The 4,560-nt window shown below is 68.5% G+C and carries 4 protein-coding genes and 1 pseudogene; 4 read left to right on the top strand and 1 reads right to left on the bottom strand.

Translation table 11 applies throughout. The features are described 5' to 3' along the window. From AB0F91_RS46875 to AB0F91_RS46890, 4 genes and pseudogenes are all read left to right on the top strand, one after another. Window positions 1-105 (top strand): annotated as a pseudogene (locus tag AB0F91_RS46875) (lipoyl synthase); the annotation flags it as partial. Window positions 106-242: 137 nt separating this feature from the next. Next, entirely contained in the window at window positions 243-896 is a 654-nt protein-coding gene (locus tag AB0F91_RS46880; RefSeq protein WP_360608966.1) for a DedA family protein, read from the top strand. Between the two features lie 64 nt (window positions 897-960). Further along, complete coding sequence (locus AB0F91_RS46885) at window positions 961-1,830, top strand: patatin-like phospholipase family protein (protein ID WP_360608968.1); 870 nt, start codon at window positions 961-963, stop codon at window positions 1,828-1,830. A gap of 108 nt (window positions 1,831-1,938) precedes the next feature. Beyond that, complete coding sequence (locus tag AB0F91_RS46890; protein ID WP_360608970.1) at window positions 1,939-3,138, top strand: Ig-like domain-containing protein; 1,200 nt, start codon at window positions 1,939-1,941, stop codon at window positions 3,136-3,138. 385 nt (window positions 3,139-3,523) lie between these two features. Here the strand turns inward: AB0F91_RS46890 and AB0F91_RS46895 are convergent, their stop codons facing one another. Beyond that, window positions 3,524-4,342 (bottom strand): M55 family metallopeptidase, encoded by an 819-nt coding sequence (locus AB0F91_RS46895; RefSeq protein ID WP_360608972.1) that lies wholly within the window; start codon window positions 4,340-4,342, stop codon window positions 3,524-3,526. Between the last annotated feature and the right edge of the window lie 218 nt (window positions 4,343-4,560).

A 4,560-nucleotide genomic window follows, 5' to 3' on the forward strand; every position in this document is an offset into this window, starting at 1 on the left:
GCGCAGACCAAGGCCCACCGCGGTGAGGAGCTGCCGGAGAACCTGGCGCACCTGGCCGAGCAGGGCCCCGCCGCACAGGAAGCCAGCTCACTGCTCGCACGCTGACCAGCGTTCGCTGGGAAGGGCCCGCTCACTTCGAGCGGGCCCTTCGTCGTTGCCGACCCCTACGGGCTGTCCCGGGGAAGTCCCCCAGGTCGGAGCGAACGCCGTGACGAATTCCAAAGAATCCGTAAAGTGACCTTGTGGCTTTGGTAACGGATCTCCTGAACTGGCTGCAAGGGCTCCCGGAACCGGGCCTTGTCGCCGCGGCCGGCGGGCTCGTGTTCGCCGAGTGCACCATCGGTCTGGGGTTCCTCGTCCCCGGCGAGTCGGCGCTGCTCATCGCGGCCACGACGGCGACCACGACCCCGCGGTTCCTCACGCTGTGGGCCGTGGTCACGGTGTGCGCGGCGCTCGGCGACTCCGTCGACTACGGGCTCGGCCGCCGGTTCGGACCACGGCTGCGCGAGACGAAGCTGATCCGCAAGTACGGCCTCGACGCTTGGGACAAGGCCGCCGGCGTGCTGGAGCGGCGCGGCGCGGGGGCGGTGTTCTTCGCGCGGTTCCTACCGGTGCTGCGGACGTTGATGCCGGCCGCCGCGGGCGCGTCACGGCTGCCGTTCCGGAAGTTCCTGCCCGCGACGGCCGCGGGAGCGCTGTGCTGGTCGCTCGTGCACATCAGCCTCGGCGCGGCGCTCGGGGAGGCGGCGAAGCAGGTGGAGGGCGCGCTCAGCACCGGCTTCCTCGTGGCGGCCGCCGTGGTCGTCGGGGTGCTGGTGTTCTTCCTGGTGCGCCTGAAGAAGCGCAAGGCGGCGGCGCCGAAGAAGACCGAGGAACCCGTCCGCGTCGCGGAGTGATTCGGGGTGGCATCACACGTCCGTGACACCTCCGTGAGCGCTCACGCTTACTACATTCGGCGGTATGACCCCACTCGATCTCCCCGGACCGGTGGCGTTCGTAATGGGCGGCGGAGGGAGCTTGGGCGCGCTGCAGGTCGGGATGCTGCGCGCGCTGGACGAAGCCGGTGTGACACCCGACCTCGTGGTTGGCACGTCGGTGGGTTCGCTCAACGCGGCCGTGCTCGCGCTGCCCGGTGCCGACCGGCTCGGGCGGCTGCACGACATCTGGAAGCACATGACGAAGCACGAAGCGTTCCCCGGCGGGGTGTTCAGCCAGGTGCGCACGCTTCGGCACAGCAAGACGAACTTGTTCCCCAACACCGGCCTCACGAAGATCATCGACGACCACCTCGGCCCTGGCCGGCGCTTCGAGGACCTGGAGCTCCCGCTCGGCGTGGTGACCACCGACGTCGACACGGCCGAGCCGGTGCTGTTCCGCACGGGGCCGGTGCGCGAGCCGTTGCTCGCCAGCTGCGCGATCCCGGGGATCTACCCGCCGGTGGACTACGACGGCCGGCTGCTCTACGACGGCGGCCTGGTGGCCAACGTGCCGATGCGCCAAGCGCTCTTGATGGGCGCGAAGTCGTTGGTGGTGTTGGACTGCGCCTTTCCGGGCAAGATGCCCGGTGCGCCGCACACGTTCGCCGAGGTGATGATGTTCACCGCGTTGATCAGCATGCGCAACCAGGCGGCGCTGGAGGCTCCCGCGGCGGCGCGGCGTGCACCCGTGGTCTACCTGCCCGGGCCGGCGCCCGTGCGGGTCAGTCCGCTGGATTTCACGAAGACGGACCAGCTCGCCGACGAGGCCTATCACTCGGCCCGTGACTACCTGAAGGAAGTGGTCGTCGACGGCCCCGGTCTCTACGGCGCACCGGGGCTCGTCACCACGTGATCCACGCCACTGCGATGCACCTATCCGCTGCGTGGGGCGTCTTCCTGATCGCGTAGTTTTGGAATGGAAGAAGCCTGCCGTCCCGCGATACCCCGCAAAAGAGACAAAATGTTCCCGAAGAAGACTTTCCTTTCGGTTGCCGGAATTCTCGCGGCAACCCTGCTGGTTTCGGCCTGCTCCTCCGGTGGGGACACCGGGGGCAGCGCCGCGCCCGTCACCCCGGGTGGTACGAGCCAGGAAGCGGCGCCGGCGACGGTGTCTATCGACCCGGCCGACGCCTCCGGGATAAGCCCGACCACCCCGATCGTCGTCAAGGCCGCCAACGGCAAGCTGACCGACGTGACGGTGACCAACTCCAAGGGGAAGTCGGTCGCCGGCAAGCTCGCGACGGACGGCTCGAGCTGGACCAACACCGAGGTACTCGGCTACGGCGGCACCTACAAGGTCGTCGCGCACGCCCAGGGTGCCGACGGCAAGCAGGTGGAGAAGGACGGTGACGTCACCACGGTGTCGCCGAAGAAGCAGGCGAACGCGAACCTGATCCCGGCGCCGTCGGCCGTGAAGTCGACCGGTGTCGGCGTCGGGCAGCCGATCGTGTTCAGCTTCGGCGTCGCGGTGAAGAACAAGGCCGCCGTGGAGAAGGCGCTGTCGGTGCAATCGTCGCCGAAGCAGGACGGCAGCTGGTACTGGATGGACGACAAGAACGTCCACTACCGGCCCAAGGAGTACTGGCAACCGAACACCACGCTGACCGTCACGGCGAAGATCTACGGCGTCGACTTCGGCAACGGCGTGTTCGGCGCCGAGGACCGCACCGAGACGTACAAGGTGCACGACTCCTGGATCGCCAAGGCGGACGGCAACAGCGAGCAGATGCAGATCTTCCACAACGGCTCCATGGTGAAGTCCATGCCGATCTCCATGGGCAAGGACGCCACGCCGACCCACCTCGGCGCCCACGTGATCTCGGACAAGCAGGCCAACTACACAATGGACTCCTGCACCTACGGCGTCTGCCCGCCCGACCCGAAGGCCTACCGCTCCAACGAGAAGTGGTCCGAACGCATCTCGAACGACGGCGAGTTCGTGCACGAGAACCCGAACAGCGTCGGCCAGCAGGGCAGCTCCAACGTGTCCCACGGCTGCATCAACCTGAACGCCGCCAACGCCGAATGGTTCTTCCAGAACTTCGGCCTCGGCGACGTCGTGGAGGTCACCAACTCGGGCGGCCCGCAGCTCCCGGTGTGGGACCTGTACGGCGACTGGTCCAAGTCCTGGACGGACTGGCAGAAGGGCTCGGCTCTCTGAGCCTTCGCTCCGTCTCGGGGTAAGGCTCGCGGGTGATGGACCGGCGGAAGGCGCCGGAGCGATTGTCGCTCCGGCGCCTTTCTCGTGTCCGGGTGCGCCTGCGGGCTTCGTTTCGGGAATTTGTCGCGCGAAGGCCGGTGCGAGGGTTCCGTGCCCGGTCCGGATCGCCGGCTGGGTCGGCTTGCCCGCGGCGTACCGAATTGGTGCTACGGCGCCTCTCGTACCCGGGTTGGCGCGTTGGCTTTTGTGCTGGGATCTTGTTGTGTGACCGGTAAGGAGCCGCGTTTCCGGCCTGGTCTGGACCGACGGTCCGGGTCTGGGCGGCACAGCACCCGTACCGACCCGGTGCCGGTGACCAGGTGCTGCTTTCGCTCAGCTCGGGCCGTCAGAGGGTGCCGAGGACGGCGATGAGCTCTACGACGTTGTAGGCCGTCGGGAAGTCGGGTGCCGTGTAGCGCAGGGTGCACCCGTCCCGGCGTTCCATTCCGGGCACGAGCAGGGCGTGTTCGGTCAGGTGGGGGCGGTGCACCTGCACCTCGAGCTCCACCGGGCCTTCGACCTCGCGCGGACGCACCTCGGTGCGGGTGGCCAGAGCCCGTGGTACCGCGGCCTCGATACGCCGGCAGGCCTCCTCGGGGTGGATCATCGCGGCGGCGCGGGCGCCGAGCGCGCGCTTCACCACCACGGCGTGGATGCCGGGGGCCGCATCGGCCGCTTCGACGGCGACGGTGTCGTCCCCGCTCACCAGCGCCGGCGGCACGCCGTGATGGGCCGCCAAGGCGGTGTTGAGGCCCAGTTCGCCGAGGGAGGCACCGTTGCACCGCACGTCGGCGATCACCCGGCCGGCGATCGTGTGCGCGAGGACCGAGCGCGGTGTGCCGGCCTTGCCGTGGTAGCCGATGTACAGCACGGCGTCGAGGTCCGGTGAGAGCCCCGCCATCATTCCCCACGGGCGCGGTGTGCCGCGCAGCAGTTCTGCTCGCCGGTCCAGCAGCTCGGGCACCAGGTTGCGGAACTGTGCGTGGGCGTCGGCGACCAGCACCTGTGCGTCCGGGTCGGCGGCGTAGACGCCTCGCACGGCGGCGTTGGCCTCCTCGGTCAGCAAACCGCGGTTGCGTTCGTATTCGCGGTGGCCGGGCTGGATGTCGTCGCTGTGGACCACCCCGGCGATACCTTCCATGTCGACCGAGACGAGCACCCGCATCTTGACCACGCCTTCCCCTCCACGCCGTACCCGGCTTACCTGAATGGTTCCGGAGGCGTGTCTGCTTCTCAAGCGGGGGAGGTGTGGAAATGCAGTCAGGCCCCGGGAGAACCATCAAGAGGGGTTCTCAGACCGGGGCCTGACTGTACTGTTAGTTCGGCGGCGTCCTACTCTCCCACAACCCTTCGGTTGCAGTACCATCGGCGCTACCAGGCTTA

This window comes from Amycolatopsis sp. NPDC023774, assembly GCF_040639695.1.
In the GTDB taxonomy this organism is placed as follows: domain Bacteria; phylum Actinomycetota; class Actinomycetes; order Mycobacteriales; family Pseudonocardiaceae; genus Amycolatopsis.

What these genes read in the sequence shown, in the direction of transcription:
- AB0F91_RS46895 (WP_360608972.1), bottom strand. Translation starts at nt 4,342, where the DNA reads ATGCGGGTGCTCGTCTCGGTCGACATGGAAGGTATCGCCGGGGTGGTC.
- AB0F91_RS46885 (WP_360608968.1), top strand. Translation starts at nt 961, where the DNA reads ATGACCCCACTCGATCTCCCCGGACCGGTGGCGTTCGTAATGGGCGGC.
- AB0F91_RS46890 (WP_360608970.1), top strand. Translation starts at nt 1,939, where the DNA reads ATGTTCCCGAAGAAGACTTTCCTTTCGGTTGCCGGAATTCTCGCGGCA.